The organism is Gemmatimonadaceae bacterium, from assembly GCA_036504815.1.
Classification (GTDB): domain Bacteria; phylum Gemmatimonadota; class Gemmatimonadetes; order Gemmatimonadales; family Gemmatimonadaceae; genus PNKL01.
Genome location: DASXUN010000021.1, coordinates 33,788 through 50,756 on the forward strand (window position 1 = coordinate 33,788; position 16,969 = coordinate 50,756).

Annotated in this window: 14 protein-coding genes; 4 read left to right on the forward strand and 10 right to left on the reverse strand. The window is 65.6% G+C overall.

The features are described from left to right. Positions 1-5: 5 nt before the first annotated feature. Complete coding sequence (locus VGJ96_09890; GenBank protein ID HEY3287412.1) at positions 6-2,210, reverse strand: penicillin acylase family protein; 2,205 nt, start codon at positions 2,208-2,210, stop codon at positions 6-8. Positions 2,211-2,424: 214 nt separating this feature from the next. On the opposite strand from VGJ96_09890, the gene VGJ96_09895 reads away from it, so the two are divergent. After that, positions 2,425-3,141: a peptidase E gene (locus VGJ96_09895; GenBank protein HEY3287413.1), complete on the forward strand. Its 717-nt coding sequence runs from the start codon at positions 2,425-2,427 to the stop codon at positions 3,139-3,141. 65 nt (positions 3,142-3,206) lie between these two features. Here the strand turns inward: VGJ96_09895 and VGJ96_09900 are convergent, their stop codons facing one another. The 4 genes from VGJ96_09900 to VGJ96_09915 all read right to left on the reverse strand — a co-directional run bounded on the left by VGJ96_09900 (position 3,207) and on the right by VGJ96_09915 (position 7,860). Then, positions 3,207-4,610, reverse strand: coding sequence for a carboxypeptidase regulatory-like domain-containing protein (locus VGJ96_09900; protein HEY3287414.1), 1,404 nt, complete (start codon positions 4,608-4,610; stop codon positions 3,207-3,209). A 14-nt stretch (positions 4,611-4,624) separates the two neighbouring features. Next, positions 4,625-5,059, reverse strand: coding sequence for a hypothetical protein (locus VGJ96_09905; protein ID HEY3287415.1), 435 nt, complete (start codon positions 5,057-5,059; stop codon positions 4,625-4,627). 105 nt (positions 5,060-5,164) lie between these two features. Beyond that, a complete protein-coding gene (locus tag VGJ96_09910) occupies positions 5,165-7,087 on the reverse strand; it encodes an ABC transporter ATP-binding protein (protein HEY3287416.1) in 1,923 nt (640 codons plus the stop codon). After that, entirely contained in the window at positions 7,084-7,860 is a 777-nt protein-coding gene (locus VGJ96_09915) for an NmrA family NAD(P)-binding protein (GenBank protein ID HEY3287417.1), read from the reverse strand. Before VGJ96_09915 ends, VGJ96_09910 begins: the two co-directional genes overlap by 4 nt. A 71-nt stretch (positions 7,861-7,931) precedes the next feature. On the opposite strand from VGJ96_09915, the gene VGJ96_09920 reads away from it, so the two are divergent. Both VGJ96_09920 and VGJ96_09925 read left to right on the forward strand, forming a co-directional pair. Then, positions 7,932-9,686 (forward strand): serine hydrolase domain-containing protein, encoded by a 1,755-nt coding sequence (locus VGJ96_09920; GenBank protein ID HEY3287418.1) that lies wholly within the window; start codon positions 7,932-7,934, stop codon positions 9,684-9,686. Beyond that, entirely contained in the window at positions 9,683-10,204 is a 522-nt protein-coding gene (locus VGJ96_09925) for an RsmD family RNA methyltransferase (GenBank protein HEY3287419.1), read from the forward strand. Before VGJ96_09920 ends, VGJ96_09925 begins: the two co-directional genes overlap by 4 nt. A gap of 18 nt (positions 10,205-10,222) precedes the next feature. On the opposite strand, the gene VGJ96_09930 is transcribed toward VGJ96_09925, so the two are convergent. Genes VGJ96_09930 through VGJ96_09940 form a run of 3 tightly spaced genes read right to left on the reverse strand, consistent with a single transcriptional unit; the run spans position 10,223 to position 11,776 of the window. After that, the gene (locus tag VGJ96_09930) at positions 10,223-10,822 is read right to left on the reverse strand and encodes an MBL fold metallo-hydrolase (GenBank protein HEY3287420.1); all 600 of its coding nucleotides are present in this window, start codon (positions 10,820-10,822) and stop codon (positions 10,223-10,225) included. Between the two features lie 19 nt (positions 10,823-10,841). Then, entirely contained in the window at positions 10,842-11,252 is a 411-nt protein-coding gene (locus VGJ96_09935; protein HEY3287421.1) for a DoxX family protein, read from the reverse strand. Further along, the gene (locus VGJ96_09940; GenBank protein HEY3287422.1) at positions 11,249-11,776 is read right to left on the reverse strand and encodes an SRPBCC domain-containing protein; all 528 of its coding nucleotides are present in this window, start codon (positions 11,774-11,776) and stop codon (positions 11,249-11,251) included. The genes VGJ96_09935 and VGJ96_09940 overlap by 4 nt, the downstream gene beginning before the upstream one ends. Positions 11,777-11,948: 172 nt before the next feature. Between VGJ96_09940 and argG the strand changes: the two genes are divergently transcribed. Continuing rightward, complete coding sequence (argG, locus tag VGJ96_09945) at positions 11,949-13,283, forward strand: argininosuccinate synthase (protein HEY3287423.1); 1,335 nt, start codon at positions 11,949-11,951, stop codon at positions 13,281-13,283. 845 nt (positions 13,284-14,128) lie between these two features. Here argG and VGJ96_09950 read toward each other — a convergent pair. Then, on the reverse strand, positions 14,129-14,872 hold the full coding sequence (locus VGJ96_09950) for a thioredoxin domain-containing protein (GenBank protein HEY3287424.1): 744 nt from the start codon (positions 14,870-14,872) through the stop codon (positions 14,129-14,131). Positions 14,873-16,272: 1,400 nt separating this feature from the next. Then, entirely contained in the window at positions 16,273-16,962 is a 690-nt protein-coding gene (locus VGJ96_09955) for a VIT family protein (GenBank protein ID HEY3287425.1), read from the reverse strand. Positions 16,963-16,969 lie beyond the last annotated feature (7 nt).

Below are 16,969 nucleotides of genomic sequence, written 5' to 3' on the forward strand. Positions count from 1 at the left end.
GAGGGTCAGTCCTGCTTCGCGCCTGGCCGGTATGTCTTTTCGGTGTGCGCCTGCAACTGATTGGGATAGAAATAGACCTCGCGGAGATAGCCGTCCGCATAGTTCTTGGCCTGGTCGGCGAAATGTTTGGACGCCGGGTTGCTGTTCAGCCCGCCGGCCATCACTGCGCGGGCACGCACGCTGTCACCGAACTCCACCACCGCCACGAAGCTGTTGCCGTAGGTGCCGTAGATCTTCTTGGTCGTGCGTGCCGTGCGCATGTCGTACGAGGCGAGTGAGCCCCACCGCGCCGACGCAAAGCCCACCGGCACACTTGGCGCGTTGTCGTCGAAGCGCGAGTTGATGTCCGGCGCAATGCGCTGGAAGCGGTTGATCTCACCCCACGGCGTCTTCCACGTTCCAAAATCGGCGGTCAACCGGTCGCTGACGCGGGACAGGACCTGCAACTGCTGGTCGGGCGTGATGCGGGTAGCAACGTACTCGTAGGGGTCCATCGACGCGCCCTCGCGCGGAAGGCGCCACAGCTCCTCGGCCCAGAAGACGGCCAGCGTCGTCGGGATCGACGTCACGCCCCAGCGGTAATCCCATTTCCGAAGCAGCTGGATCTGATCCGCGAGCTTCGTCTTGACCGGATCGGAGTACGCGAGGTTGTCCCACGCCGTGACAAGCCGTGGAATTAGCGTGGCGAAGGCCGGCATCCAGCTGTCGTAGGCGGCGTCGCGCAGCGACTCGAGCGTGAAGTCCTTCTTGCCGGAGAGCACCGCGATGGCGTGGATGCCACGGGGGTTCTCGCTGCTCGGATCCATGTAGGTAGGGAAGTCGCTCTTCCTGGGGCTGTAGGGCCCGGCAGCGGTGTACGGCCAGTTGTTGGTGTTGTACAGCCAGCCGTTCGGCGGGTTCAGCACCAGCGGACTTTCCTCGACGCCGTGCAGCGGTCCCCATTCGGTGGCCGGGTCGCTCCCGTTCACGGGCCTCGACCAATCGAACCTCGGGTCACGCTTCGGGACGAAGTTGGCGTGCAGGTACGCGATGTTCCCTTCGGCGTCGGCGTAGATGGTGTTGTTGGACGAGTTGGTGTGCAGCTCCATCGACGCGCGGTACTCCTTGTAATTGCGCGCCTTGGTGCGGGTGTACGACTGCGTGAGCGCCTTCACCGGTTCGTTCATCAGGCGCACCGCGATCCACTGGCCGTTCATCTCGCGGACGATGGGGCCGTGGTGCGTGAAGTAGAGCGTGAAGTCGCGGGACTTCATTCCCTCGGCTGTCTTGTAGCGAACCGTCACGTACTTCGTGGTCACCGGCCGGGTGGTTCCCGCGTAGGCGTACACGTAGTCGTCCCCCGCCTTCGTCACCGTTTCGGCGTATTCATCCACCACATCGGCCGCGCTCGAGGTGTGCATCCACCCGGCGGTGGCGTTGAATCCCTGATAGATAAAGAACTGTCCCCAGGTGATGGCGCCGTACGAGTTCAACCCTTCGTCGCTCGTCATCTGCGCCTCCTCGCGGAAGTAGTGCGAGGTGTGCGGGTTGATGAGCAGCAGGGCGTGACCGTTCTTCGTGTTCGCCGCGGCGATTGCCGCGCCGTTGGAGCCCATCGGCACCGCGAACCTCGCCTCGGCTTCCTCCTCGGCGAGCGCTGCCGCGCTCGCGGCGTCGTTGCCCGACGGCGCCTGTCCGGCGCGCGCGCTGTAGAACTGCTCGACGCCGCGCAGGCCGATGCCGGAGATATCGCCGCCAATGCTCCCTTCGGTGAACGAGAGCGCCATCCAGGGCTCGAAGCGCGTGAGGACCTTCGGCTTCACCGACTTGTGCGTGTACAGGTAGTAGTTGAGCCCATCGGCCCACGCGTTCATCAGCTTCTTGAGCCAGTCGGGACTGGTGGCGTACTGCGCCTTCAGTTCCGTGCTGTCGATGAACATCCGCATGCGCAGGTCCCGCCAGATCTCGCCCTCGCCATCGGCCTCGGCCAGTCGCCCGATGGCGTTCAGGTAGTTGACCTCGACGCGATTGAAGTCATCCTCGGCCTGCGCGTAGATGACGCCAAAGACGGCATCGGCGTCGGTCTTCCCCTTCACGTGGGGAATGCCCCAGTCGTCACGCGTGATGGTGACCGTCTGGGCCTGGCGCTCCCAGCGCCGAACGTCGGAACGCGACTGCGCTGGCAACTGGGCGGCAACGGCCAGGGTCGCGAGAAGGAGCAGTTTCTTCATGGCGGGTTCCTGCAGGGGTAATCGGCGGTGGGATCGAGCGGCCGTACGGAGCCGTATGACGGACAAATGACGCTCATATAATAGATGCGCTGGCACCGGATGCGGCTATGCGTGAAAGCGCCATTGCTCGCGCCCGCGGCCGATGGCACCTTCCCTCAAGGAACGTCGGCCCACTGCCTGACGTTGTGAACGCATGCAAACCGACCTTTCCACCATGACGCCCCAGACAAACGTGCCGCGTCCCACTCCCAAGATTCTCATCGCCGGCGGCGGCTTCATGACGCCGTTCCTCCGCCTGATGGCGGAACTCACCGGCAAGGCGCGGCCCCGCATCGGCTACCTCCCCACCGCCGTCGGCGACCGGCCTGACGCGAAACTCAACTTCTACAACTGGTGCTCGCCGCTGAACGTCGAGCCGTTCGTGCAGGACGTCTTCATCGAGAGCCTGACGCAGACCAAGGGGTGGGACGAGGTCCTGCTCTCCGCCGATGCGATCCTCGTCTCGGGTGGCAACACGCTCAACCAGCAGGCCATCTGGCGGGCGCAGGGGATCGACGTGGTGCTGCGCGAGGCGTGGGAGCGCGGGATCGTGCTGGGCGGCGCCAGCGCCGGGTCGCTGTGCTGGTTCGAGGAAGGCACCACGGACTCACGCCCCAAGGCGCTTTCCATCGTGAAGTGCCTCGGGTTCCTGCCGGGAAGCCACTCGCCGCACTACGACGCTGAGCCGGGGCGGCGGCCGTTGTACCAGGAACTCATCCGCACCGGGCAGCTGAAGCCGGGGTATGCCTGCGACAACGAGGCTGGCCTCTACTTCGAAGGAACCGAGCTCAAGCGCGTGGTGGCGGCCAAGGACAACGCCAAGTGCTACCACGTCAGCGCGGTGAATGGCGAGATCGTGGAGAAAGTTCTGGAGCCGGAGCGGATCGCGTAACGCACTGGGAACGACAGCGCCCGGTGGCACCGACGCGGTGCCGCCGGGCGTTTCGCATTATCGCGCTACCCTCGCGGCCGGTTCTTGGTCCAGATGAGGACGACGGCGCAGTAGGATCCCGACAGGCTTCCGCGGACCGCCGGAGCGTTCACCCCCTTTGCGATCCGGTACTGTACGGGTGCCAGCAGAATGTCCGGCCAGGTTTCGATGGCCAGTACTTCGCTGGGTGGTGCGAGCATGTCCGCGTCCGCGAATCCGCCGGCCTGCAGAACGTCATCCACATAGACTGCAGTAAATTGGCACCCCGCCCGCCCAATGATCTTGCTCTGTCCGCTATAAACAAACCCGCGCGCCTCCCGCATCACATCGGAGGTGAGGATCGCCGACCGTAGCGCCGGCGCGCCGGGCAGGAATGTGGTTCCCATGCCGATCCGCTTGCGCCGCAGCACCTCATCCAGCAGTCGCAGGTTGGCGTCCTTCTTCCCCACCACGGTCACCGCCTCGAGCGCCTGCACCTGGCTGCGGAGTGCGATCGTCGGCATCGCGCTCGCCCCCTCCGGGGCGTTCACGAGCAGGCTTTGCGGCTCACTGCCGATGGCGCGAGCCTCAACCACCCAACTGCCGGGCGGCAGGTCGCCCAGCGTGAACTCGCCGCGGGCGATGGCCGCCTCGCGGCCGAGCGCCGGCACGACGACGCGTCCCGACTCCACGGCCTTGCCGTTCACGCGCGCGACGCGCCCGCGAATGATGGCGTCGCCATGCGACTCGGCGGAATCGGCGAGCGCAATCTCCAGCCGCCCGATGCCGCTTGGCGGGATGGGCGTCACCGACCCGATGATGCGGTGATGCCCCGGGCTGGTCACGTCCAGTTCCAGCGGCGCGTCGATGGGTAGATGACAGACCAGGAACGCGCCGTCGTCCTCGATGCTCGCCGTCGCGCGCTCGGTCACGGTGCGGTAACTCCCGGAGTCGAGCGCGAAGGCCTTCCAGCTCAGCCGCACCGCCGTGCCGGCCACCGCATGCTGCTGGCGCGCATCGCGCGCATATCCCACCAGCATCCCCGACGACGACTCGGCGTCCTCGTCGCCGCAGCGCAGGGTGCGGATCGTGCGGCTCGACGGCACAGCGAGATCCGCCATCACCTCAGCGTCAGCATCGAGCGCGATGCCGCGCGTGGGCGCGTCGAGCCCCAGCGCGGTGAGCGCGTCGTGGTAGAAGCCGAGCGTGTATTGGCCGGGGGCGAGGCCGATGATACGATAGCGGCCGGCGCTGTCGGTCTGCGTGCTATGCGGTGCCTGCGTGGCGCCCGCCGCCGCGAGCTGCACCGCAGCGCCGGCGAGTGGGCGCGCCGCCACGGAATCGTAGACCACACCATACACGGCGCCGCGCGGCGCCGCGACCGGCACCTGCGCGGCGAGTGGTCCCGCCGCCGCCAACGCCAGCCACCACCCGCTTCGCCCGACCGGCATGGGCCCCTGGCTACTTAGGGCAGTATCTGAACCGTCGCCCGACCGGCGCTTTCCCGCAAGGACGCCGAGTACTCGCCGCGCAGGCGCCGCTTCACGCTATCCGGCTCCAGCTTCACACCTGCGGCATCCAACTTGCCACTCATCTCGAGCAGTTGTGTGGAGTCGCGCAGAACGAAGACGCGCATGTGGGTCCACGTGCTCGCGGTGTCCCGCGTCATGAACGTGGTCACGGAGATGAACGCCCCGTTCCGCTGCCCCTCGGCGTCAATGGGCTCGGCGACGTCGCGCACGTAGCGCGTGTACTCCTCGAACTTTCCTGGCTTCGCGCGCCAGTAGTAGATCTGCGCGATGGTGCCGCGTTCGATGGCCGGCGTGGTCGCTGGTGTCATGCGCGTGTGCAGGGAGCACGCGCTCAAGCTGGCCGCGGCGAGCAACAGATGAAATCGCATGGACGCTCCGAATGGCTTGGCAGGCTCGGCGTTCACCGCTCGAGCCGGCGTGCACTAACTAGCCAAAGTCGGCGCGTCCTCGCTAGGTGGCAGGCGCGCTGCGGGCTAGCCGAGCAGCGGGTCGGCTCCCTGTTCGGCGCTCGCCGCCTGCCGCTGCACCATCCGGTAGTACTGTCCCTGCGCCGCCATCAGCGACTCGTGCGTCCCCTGCTCGACGATGCGCCCTTCCTCCATCAGCAGGATCAGGTGGGCGCGCCGCACCGTGGAGAGGCGGTGCGCGATGATGAACGTGGTGCGCCCCGCCAGCAGGTCGGCCATTGACGCCTGGATCAGCTGCTCGCTTTCGGTGTCGAGGTTGCTCGTTGCTTCGTCGAGGATCAGGATCTGCGGCCGCGCGAGGATGGCGCGCGCGATGGCCAGCCGCTGCTGCTGCCCACCGGACAGCTTCACGCCGCGCTCCCCGACGAAGGTCTCGTAGCCGTCGGGGAGGCGCACGATGAATTCGTGCGCGTTGGCGCGGCGCGCCGCGTCCTCCACATCGGCGTCCGTCGCGTTGTGCCGTCCATACGCGATGTTGTCGCGCACCGAGCCGTCGAACAGGAAGACATCCTGCTGGACGATGGCCAGCAGGTCGCGGTAGCTCGCCAGCCGGTAGTCGCGGATGTCCGTTCCGTTCAGCGTGATGCGGCCGCGCGTTGGATCATGAAAGCGCGCCACCAGGTCGGTGACGGTCGTCTTGCCCGCGCCACTGCGCCCCACCAGCGCCACCACGCTGCCGCCGGGCACCGTGACGGTGAAGTCGCGCACTACCGGCCGTCCCTCGCGGTACTCGAACTCCACCTCCTCCAGGCGCAGCTCCCGCACCACCGGCGGCGCGTCGGTCGCGCCCGGCCGGTCGGGTTTGTCGTGCTCGAGCGCGAGCAATTCAAAGACGCGTTCCATCGCCGCCAGCGACCGCTGCAATTCAGAGAACGAGTTCACCAGCTGCCAGACAGGATTCAACAGCAGGAACGTGTACCACTGGAAGGCCATGATGTCGCCAATGGACGCGCGTCCCTGCAATTGCAGCACGCCGCCGTACCAGAGGATCACGACGTTCACCACGCCCAGCAGCAGCCCCCATGAGGTCCAGATGACCATCTCGCGGCGCTGCGCGAACATCTCCTTGCGCAGGATCGTGTGCCGGCCGCGCATGTAATCGAGCAGTTCCTGCATCTCGCGCCGGAACGCGCGCACCACGCGAATGCCGCTGAACGTCTCGCCGACGCGCCCGTCCACCGCCTCGGCGTCCTTGCGCAGCGACCGGTAGATGGGGCGGATGCGCTTGGCCGAGATGAAGCTGATGAGCACGATCCCCGGAAGGATCGCCATCGCGGTGAACGCCAGCCGCCAGTTGAGCGCGATCAGGATGCCGACGGCGACAATCAGGCGGATCAGCGAGACGGCCGGTGACACGATGGCGAGCTGCAGCATCCCCGTGGTGGTGTCCACGTCGCCGCTGATGCGCGACAGGATGCCGCCTGTCTTCATGTCCCACAGCCGGGGGAGCGGCAGGTGCAGCAGGCGCTCGAAGAGCGCGCGCCGCAGCGAGAGCATCACCGTGGTGTTGAGCAGCCGCTGGCGGTAGTCCTTGAACGCCCCCAGCAGGTTGGAGACGATGATCAGCGCCAGGAAGAGTGCGCCCGCCGTATGCAACCGCGTGGCGCGCTCAGCGGCGGTGAGGCCCGTGGCCAGCAGCACCTTGTCCACGATGAAGCGCATGAACAGCGGCTCCACCATCTGCAGGCCGGCGGCGGCGAGGGCGAGCGCGAAGAGCGCGCCGACCGCCCAGCCGTGCGGCTTGAGCCAGCGCAGGTATTCGCGCATGTACTGGCGGCGACGCGCCGGCTTCGCGGGCTCTCCCGGCTTCTGCCCGCCCGTGGCGTCCAGCGTCTCGTCAATGCGTCGCGCTCGATAGTCCGCGAGGAACTTTCGGAAGCGCGCACGCGAGGTGCGCGGGCGGTCGGGGCCGGGCGTCAGGTCCGTCATAGGGGGGCATTGGACGATTGCGCCCGCATCCGCTCCTGCGCAAGCCACATATCGAACGTCGTGGGTCCGATCCGTGCATCCGGTCCGGCCAGGAAGACTTCACCCGACGCGTCCGGGCCGAACGAGACGCCCCGCCAGCTGGCACGAATGGGCGTCCGGTCACCACGCGCCTCGAGAGTGCGGCGTGCCATGTCCACCAGGTCGTGCGTATCGGGCCCGGCCAGGTCGGGGGCCAGCCCATGCGGCTCACCCAGTGCCAGCTCGATCAGCACGGCCACCACGTCCGCCGACGCCACCGGCTGCAGCAGCACGGGAGGCAGCGTGACGATCCCCTCGCGCTGCGACCACCCCGCCATCTGTCCCGCGAACTCGTGGAACTGCGTGGTTCGCAGAATGGTGTACGGAATCGACGACTGCTGCACCAGTTCTTCCTGCCGCAGTTTTCCCGCGTAGTGCGGCACCTGCGGCAGGCGTGGCGCGCTCACGATGGACAGCAGTACGTGATGACGAACTCCAGCACGCCGCTCGGCGGCCAGCAAGTTGCCGGTGAGCAGGCCGAACGCCTCGCGGCTCGACGCCGCGTTCGTGCCACTTTCGTTGGTGACGTCGATTGCGGCGTGCACTCCCTCGAGCGCCGCATCAAGTCCCGCTCCCGTCCGGAGATCGACGCCAACCGACCGCGCCACCACCACCGCCTGATGCCCCGCGTTCTGGAGCGCGGTGACCACCTGACGCCCAACCATCCCTGTGCCGCCAATGACCGCAACGCGCATTGCCCTGTCCTCCATCGGTTGGTTGGCCCCACCCGATAATACACCCGGCGCCCGGCTGACTAATATCCATCATGCCCACGCGCGTCCTCCGCCACGCCATCGGCGTCTTCGCTGCAGGAGTCGCGCTGCTCGCCGTCGCCAGCAGCGCGCTCGCCGCGCAGGGAGCGCCGCCCACCGATGCCCAGCTCACGGACCGGGTGGACGAGTACATGATGCGGCTCGAGAATCTCGGCTACACTGGCGGCGTGCTCGTCGTCCGGAATCGCCGAGTGGTGCTCGAGCGCAGTTACGGGATGGCCAACCGTGCCGCGGGCGTCGTCGCGGACACGGCGACCGTGTACAACCTCGGCTCGATCACCAAGCAGTTCACGGCGGCGGCCATTCTCCGCCTCGAGGAACTCGGCAAGCTTCGCACGACCGATTCCATCGCGCGGTTCTTCCCCGATGCCCCCGCCGACAAGCGCGCCATCACCCTGCACCAGCTGCTGACGCACACGGCGGGCTTCAACTCCGACTACTCGCCGTCGGATTACGAGGTGACGTCGCGCGATGAGTACGTGCGCCGGATGTTCGCGGCGCCGCTGCGCACACCGCCGGGAAGCACGCACTTCTACGCGAACGCCGGCTATTCGATGCTCGCGGCGATCGTCGAAGTCGTCACCGGTCATGTTTACGAGACCGCGCTCCGCGAGCTCGTGCTGGAGCCGGCCGGAATGCGCGAGACGGGATACAAGGCGCCCGGCTGGCCGTCTGCCCGCATCGCGCACGGTTACCAGAACGGCCGTGATTGGGGGACGATCGTCGACCGCATTGCTCCCTCCGATGCCCCCTATTGGGCGCTGCGAGGGAATGGCGGCCTGCACACGACCCTGAGCGACATGGCGCGCTGGGACGCCGCTCTCAACGACGCCCGCGTCCTTACCGATTCAAGCCGCCGCAAGTTCATGACCGGCTACGTCAACGAGGGCCCTGAAGGCGATTCGCAGTACGCGTACGGCTGGGCGGTGATGAAGACGCGGCGTGGCACACGCCTGGTCACCCACAACGGCGGCAATGGCGTCTACGTGGCGGAGTTCCTTCGCTTCGTGGACGACAGTGTCACCATCTTCGCGACATCCACGGTATCGGAGCTCACCGCCACTCCCGTCGTGCGCGTGCTCACGCGCATCGCCTTCGGCGAACCCTATGAACTGCCGCCGGAGCGGTTGACGGCCTCCGCCAGGGTGCTCGCGGACGTCGCCGGCACCTACCGCCTCGCTGACAGCAGCCGGCTGACTCTTCGCGTCGTGAATGGCCGCCTGATGGCCGAAGCCATCGGGCAGCAGGCATACGCCCTGCTCGCCACGGGCGACACGACTTCGCCGCCGGGTGCCGCCGAGGCGAATGCGCGCGCGCGGCTCATCGTCGAGGCGCTCGTCGCTGGCAATGTCGGCCCGTTGCTCGCGGCACGCGGCGAGGGCGGCCCCGACTCGGCGGAAGTCGCGCGCCAGGAGGCGCAGTTGATGGCGGGACGCCGCGAGCGGCTTGGCGACTTTCAATCCATTGACGTGATTGGTTCGCTGCGCGGCCCGGAAGGCGGCTTGCGCACCACGGTGCGGCTCAACTTCGCGCGCGGCGGCGCCACCAATATCTATACCTTCAATCGCAGCCGGCGCATCGAGGACCTCGGGGCGCGTCCGTACTCCGCGGTTGAACTCATACTGACCGGGGGCGGCGAGTTCCTGACGTTCGACCTGCGCGGCGGCACGACTGTGCGGCTACGTTTCGTGGACGGCTCGGCCATCGCCGCCACGCCCTCCGGACCAATAACCCTCAGGCGCGAATGAGAATCGTCGGCGGCAAGTGGGCGGGAAAGGACCTCACCTCTCCCAATGACTTCCGGGTGCACCCCACGGCGGAGAAGGTGCGCGCGGCCACGCTCGACCTGCTCAAGGGCGACCTGAAGGACGCGCGCGTGCTCGATCTCTTCGCGGGAACCGGGGCGCTGGGACTCGAGGCATTGTCGCGCGGCGCCAAGAGCGCCGACTTCGTGGAAACGCGTCCGGCCAGTTTGCATGCGCTCAAGGCGAACGTTGCCGTGCTCCGCGCGCGCGACAACTCCCGCGTCTTCAAGCGCGACGCCCTGCCGTTTGCGGCAGCCATCACCACCGCGGGCGCCTATGACATCTGCTTCTGCGACCCGCCGTATGAGTCGCGGATGCTCGACAAAGTGATCGAAAGCTGGCAGGCGACATATTTCGCCCGCGTCTTCGTGGCGGAGCACGCCGCCACGCACAAGCTGCCGCCCGGGGGGCGGCGCTACGATTACGGCGCGTCGGCGATCACTATCTACCGCGCGCCCTAGGCGCGCCCTAGGCGCGCCCTACGCGGCCGGCATCGGTCGCACCGGGCCGTGCCCCGCGTGCACCACGCGCGCACCCCTCGCGCGAAGGGCCGCCCAACTCGCCAGCACGACGTCCATCGCCTCTTCGGTGGCGAAGGTTGGCCACGTCAAGTCGCCCGTAAACACTTCGCCGCTGTCGAGCAGCACGGTGATGCTGTCGTCGGAGTGTCCCGGCGTGTGCACGAACTCGCCTTCGAGGCCGAGCGACTTCAGCAGGGCCCGACTTTCCGCACACGGGACGACGAGGTTCCCCTCTGGTTGAATGACGGTGTAGTGATCGGTTGGCTTCATGTGCTGCGCCATCTGTCCGATCGCCGTCACCTGTTCTTCGGCCACGATCAGGCGCATCCCAGCGTTCTTGAGATCCTGCGCCGCACCGGCATGATCCATGTGGTAATGTGTCGCGATGCCGTGGGTGATCTCGCGCAGCGGGATATCCATCTTGCGCAGGGTAGCCTCGAGCGCGCCGAACATGCCGGGCCAGCCAAGGTCGATGAGCAGGCGCGACCGTCCGGCGCTCACCACCCAGAAGTTGGTTGAGCGATAGCCGACATTGACGATGGAAGGCGCGTCTGGCATGCGCCCAAGTTGCGGCGTGTCAGGTCGTTCGTCGAGCGTCGAGACTGTACGCCCCGGCGCCGGCCGCCGAATAGAAGAGCCAGGTGAAGCAGAAGAGGACGGCATCCGCGCCGCCGTTCGCGAGCGGCCAGAAGCCGCCGGGCGCATGGAACTGGAAGTAGGCCACGGCCATTTCCCCCGCCAGCACGAACGCCACCGGCCGCACCCACAGGCCGACGAGCATCAGCGCTCCACCGTACACCTCGAGCACACCGCCAATGAACGCCTGCGAGAGGAACGGAACCTGCATTCCCGGCGGCAGCGGCATGGGGTAGTCGAACAGCTTCATCATCCCTGGCTGCATGAACAGGAAGGCGGCGATGATGCGCAATATGCCCTGCACCTGTGGGGTCGCCGACTTCCACCGTTCAACGATTGTCGCGTCGCTCATAGACCCTCCAGCAGTTCGTCCATCTTCTCGAAGCTGTCGTCCCACCCACTGATGGCCCCCAGCTCGATGTTCGCGTCGCGATCGGCATCCGAGGTAAAGCGCTGGGTGATGACCAGTCGCGTCTCATATGGACCGAGTGCCTCGAGGTTGACCGTGGTCAGGATTTGCACGGCCGGCGCGTCGGAACCCGTCCCGGCTGCCTCGCGCCACATCCGGTGAAACTCGGGGGGATGCTCCGTCAGGTCGTAGGCGACCTGCAGGCGGGACGGCGCCGATATCTCGCGATACTCGCCGCGGATCGGATAATCCACGCCGTTCGGCAGGCGCATCGTGAGCCGGTGCTGACCGCCGACACGCAGGTCCACGGTGCATTCGGGCACCGTCACCACCTTCGGGCCGAACCACCGCGCCAGGTGTCTCGGCTCGGTCCACACCTTCCACACCACCTCACGCGGTGCATGCACCACACGCGTCAGTTTCATCTCCAGGTGGCGCAATGCCATCTGGGTCGCCGAGTCAGCCATGGGGGGCCTCCGCAATTCGCGTCCGTCTGCGTCCCCTCTCTACCCGCTACGGACGTTCCGGTGCCTCCAAACGGAGCGCCCGAGGCTCTCAATTCGCGACCCGGCCGTGTATTTTTCGTCCGGGCCGTGCTCCTGCGCGGCCCGTCCCCTACCATCAGCACGAGACCCTCGCGTGGCCACCATCCTGCAGCACCTCCCCGTCGGCGAGAAGGTCGGCATCGCCTTCTCCGGCGGCCTCGATACCAGCGCCGCCTTGCACTGGATGCGGGCCAAGGGAGCCATTCCGTTCGCCTACACCGCGAACCTCGGCCAGCCCGATGAAACGGACTACGACGAGATCCCGCGAAAGGCCATGGAATACGGCGCCGAGAAGGCGCGCTTGGTCGAGTGCCGCCCGCAACTCGTGGCTGAAGGGATCTCGGCGCTCCAGTGCGGCGCCTTTCATGTGACAACGGCCGGCCAGGTCTACTTCAACACCACGCCAATCGGGCGCGCCGTCACCGGCACGATGCTGGTGGCGTCGATGCGCGAGGACCACGTCAACGTCTGGGGCGACGGCAGCACGTTCAAGGGGAACGACATCGAGCGGTTCTACCGCTACGGCCTGCTCACCAACCCCGACCTGCGCATCTACAAGCCGTGGCTGGACCAGGCGTTCATTGACGAGCTCGGCGGCCGGTCGGAAATGTCGGCGTACATGACGAAGCACGGCTTCGCCTACAAGATGAGCGCCGAGAAGGCGTATTCCACCGACTCCAACATTCTTGGCGCCACGCACGAGGCCAAGGATCTCGAGTTCCTCAAGAACGGCATCAATATCGTCCAGCCCATCATGGGCGTCGCGTTCTGGAAGGACGACGTGGTCGTGAAGAAGGAGACGGTATCGATCCGCTTTGAGGAAGGGCATCCGGTCGCCATCAACGGGAAGCAGTTCGACACGCCGCTCGACCTGTTCATGGAAGCGAACGCCATTGGCGGACGTCACGGCCTTGGCATGTCGGACCAGATCGAGAACCGCATCATCGAGGCCAAGAGCCGCGGCATCTACGAGGCGCCGGGACTCGCGCTGCTGTACATCGTGTACGAGCGCCTCGTGACCGGCATCCATAACGAGGACACCATCGAGCAGTACCGCAACAATGGCCGCCGGCTGGGCCGCCTGTTGTATCAGGGGCGCTGGCTGGACCCGCAGGCGATGATGCTGCGCGAGAGCGCGCAGCGCTGGGTGGCGAGCGCCATCACCGGCGAGGTGACGCTCGAACTGCGCCGCGGCAACGACTACTCGATCCTCGATACCACGAGCCCCAACCTCACGTACAAGCCCGAGCGGCTGACGATGGAGAAGGGCGAGGCGTTCTTCACGCCGCAGGATCGCATCGGCCAGCTTACGATGCGCAACCTCGACATCGTGGACACGCGTGACAAGCTGCGGCTTTACACGCAGACCGGGTTGCTGCGCGCGTCTACGGATAGCGGAGTACCGCAGATACCGTCTGGGGAAGAATAGCGAGTTACCGACGCGCCCGCGTCCAGATCGCGACGAAACCGCACGATCCTCTGCCGCCTATCGGAATCAGGTCGACTGGGGCATTAGCCGTGCTTGGGTAGATCTCTATACCCATCACGGATCGCACGTCCACGATGTTGTCCAGAGAGAGTCGTAGGACGTCCGATCCGACCTGCCGGGAACCACTTGGATTGATGGACTGCGGCACTTCTGAACTGATGTCGTCCTGGAGGGTGCCCCGCACCCGTTGGCCGTCAACGAGGATCGTCATCGGACACCGGCCGCGGCCGAGAAGTACGGTCTGCGTACGCTCGCGTAACCGCGAGACGTAACCAACTGACACTGAGCGCCGGCCTTGAAACATTTGAGACAGGTAGATAGCTCCGCGAGCGTCCAATTCTTCTGGCGTGACGAACTCCGCGGTGAATGCCCCACGCTTTGCGCGCTCGAGGCGATCATAGAACCCTCGGCTTGCTAGTGGCGTTGCATAAGTGGCCATCACCCTCACGGTGTCCAGAATGGGAGTGAGTCTTGTCAACGTCACGTGCACGTCCCCATCGGAGGTTGAACGAGGAAGTCGCGCATCGAAAAGTCGGAATCCCATTCGCCGGACCACGACGGAGACTGTATCGCGCCTAGCAACAAGAAACACCGCGGCGCCGGTTGAGTCGGCCGTGACAGCATTCCCGCCATTGATGCTCACCCACGCGTACGGTACGGGGTGTCCTTCGCCTGTCGTCACGCGTACTATGGTGCGCACGGGGCTCTGCGCGCGCACCAGTGACGCGACTCCGCACAGGAGGCAGATCCATGACCATGTGATTCTGCTCATCCGCAATTCGACATCACTCCCCTACTAATTCATGATCCGCGTCACCTTCGTCGTACTTCATCGGACTCGCAGGTTCACTATCGAGTAGGATCCTTGCCGGCGCGCAATGCATTGATGGTTCGGAGCAATTGCGAGTCATCGGGTGGCCTCGCGAACCGCCAACCACTAACAACACCGTGGGGGTGCCTTCGATTGCCAGTGCCTGGCCGAGCTGTCGACCACCTTCAATCGCTGTGTGAGAGTTCTCGTCACGAACACATCTGGCGAATGCGGCGGTATCGGTGATGCCAGCATCTCTCGCGTATGCCGTCCATTCCTTCAGGCCAAACGAGTCCTGTTTCGCGAAGAGCAGATCATACATTGACGATAGGCGTGACTGTCGTGCGGCGCAATCTGCCGCGCGTGCGGCCGCATTCGCAAAGCGATGCATCGCAAGCGGGTAGTGCACCATGCGCAACGCAAACGCACTCGGCTCCTTTTGCTTCAGGTGCATGACGCGTTTATGAAACTCTTGACACGCCGGGCATTCGAAGTCAGTGAACACGACAATCTCGACGGACGCAACGCTGTCGCCAATCGCCACTGAGGCGTCCCTCAACTTCTTCCAGCTTGACTCGCGTTTCAGTGCTTCTACCGGCACGCTTGGGCCAGGTTTGGCGGATGCGCCGGAGAACTCACGGTGAATGGCGATGCCAACGAGCCCAACGGCAGCCACCGTAAGCGTGATCGTCAGTACGCGATCAAGTGTCGTGTCCATGATGAGTCACCCCTCCGATGACCACATCGTCAGTCGGAGATAGAGGCTGCCGTCTCAGGACGCAAGGCGGGGATCTCTGTCAAGTAGCTTCCTGGCTTAGCCACTACTGCTCGTAATAGCAGAGCACCTTCCAGTGTCCGGGCGGGCAGTCGTCGTTCGGAGGTTCTACACACGCACCAGCGTAAGTTGTGTAGCCGCATACGAACCTGCACTGCATGTCATACTCCGGTAGCACTTCAAGACCCGGGCAGAATCCTCCTGCTTGCCCGCAAATGCCGCATTGTACCGGTGATGCGGCGGCGGGCATTCGCTGACCAAGAAGGGCTGCGACCGAGAGTATGCACGTCGCGGCGGCCTTCAGCATCAGTCTTCGTCTCGTCATGACTTGGCTCCTCCAAGATACTGAGTGTGAACAAGAACACAGCGGTGCGGCGGCAAAGCCGCCATTGGATCTGCAGAGCAAGCCGCTTTGGCGACAACTCAGGGGGCGCCATTCCTTTTGCCGAACTCAATATCCCCCCCCCGCTCCACCTATCTCGCAAGCCCCAAAATGTGTCAGGCGACGGTTGGGGCAGACCGTTACGTGATGTAATGGCGCTCGGCAATGTTCTGCCTTAGCTTGGGGTCACGGCGCCGCGCAATGTACGGTGGTGCCTCCGTCCCGACCTCACGGTTGCCCCCCGTCATAACGCCCAGGCCGCCATGAACTGAGTGGCGCATTGCGCGCCTGGCTTGATAAGGGGGACCCTTGCGAGACCTTGCAACGGGTGAGCCGAGCGTCGTGTCATTCGCACGGTACTCGCCTAATCGTGAGTCGGTGTCACGGGGGACACATGATCGGCGTCGGGCACCCGCCGCGGATGAGGATATCGCCAAACTGATCGCCCGCGCTAACGACCGATTCCCATCAGAAGCGGTCGACGCTTGGTGCGCGTTGCGGACTACGACGAACCCAATCGCGCATCAACTCGTCGACAATATCTTCCTGACCGGCGTCTCACAGATCTGCGCCAAACGCTTGGCGAGCCACCTCGGCATCAGCCGATCTTCACTGCACGGACTGTGCAAGAAGAACGCTGGCTGTTCGGTCAAGGTGATTCTGAGTCGCGCACGTTTCGCCGTCGTCGCAAACGTCCTCGCGCGCACGCCCACGCCGACCGGCGATGTCGCTTGCCTTGTCGGTTTCATTGACGCTGGGTCCCTTCGGCGCTTGGTTCGGCGACAGTCGGGCTTGGCGCTCAGGGAATTTCAATGCCACGTGCAGATACATGGAGCAGGATTCGTGTTGACCCAGGCTACGAGATTTGCGCCGAGCACATCAACACAATAGCACTCCACGCTACAGCGTCGCCGGAAGGAACGATTCTTCGCGGAAAGCTCTGACAGCGTCTAGGCTCTGCCTAAACCACCTCGCCGAACAGCTTTCCGACGAGAGCCGTCGCCGCCATCGCCACCGACCCCCAGAACGCGACGCGCACTGCCCCGCGCAGCATCGGCGCTCCGCCAAGCCGCGCCGCGAGTGAACCGAGTCCGACCAGCAGCACGAGCGTCACCCCCATCACCACTGGCGTGATCTGCGCGAGCGGAACGGCCAGGACCACAATCAGCGGCGGGGCCGCGCCAACGGCGAACGCCGCCGCCGAACTCAACGCCGCCTGGATCGGGCGGGCGCGGGTGAGTTCATGGATGCCGAGTTCATCGCGGGCATGGGCACCCAGCGCATCCTTCGCCATCAACTGTTGGGCCACCTGCTTGGCGAGTTCCGGCGTGAGGCCGCGTTCGATGTAGATGCCGGTCAGTTCGGCGTGCTCATGTTCCGGCATCGTCGCCAGTTCCTGGCGTTCGCGCGCGAGGTCCGCGATCTCCGTGTCTGATTGCGAGCTGACGGAGACGTACTCGCCGGCCGCCATGCTGAGCGCGCCGGCGACGAGTCCCGCCGTCGCCGCGAGCAAGACGGGCGCACTCTCGGTCTGGGCGGCAGCCACGCCAACTACGAGGCTGCTGGTCGAGATCAGTCCGTCATTGGCGCCAAGCACGGCGGCGCGCAGCCAGCCGATGTGCTCCGTGCGATGCCGTTCGGTGTGGGTCATGGAGCCA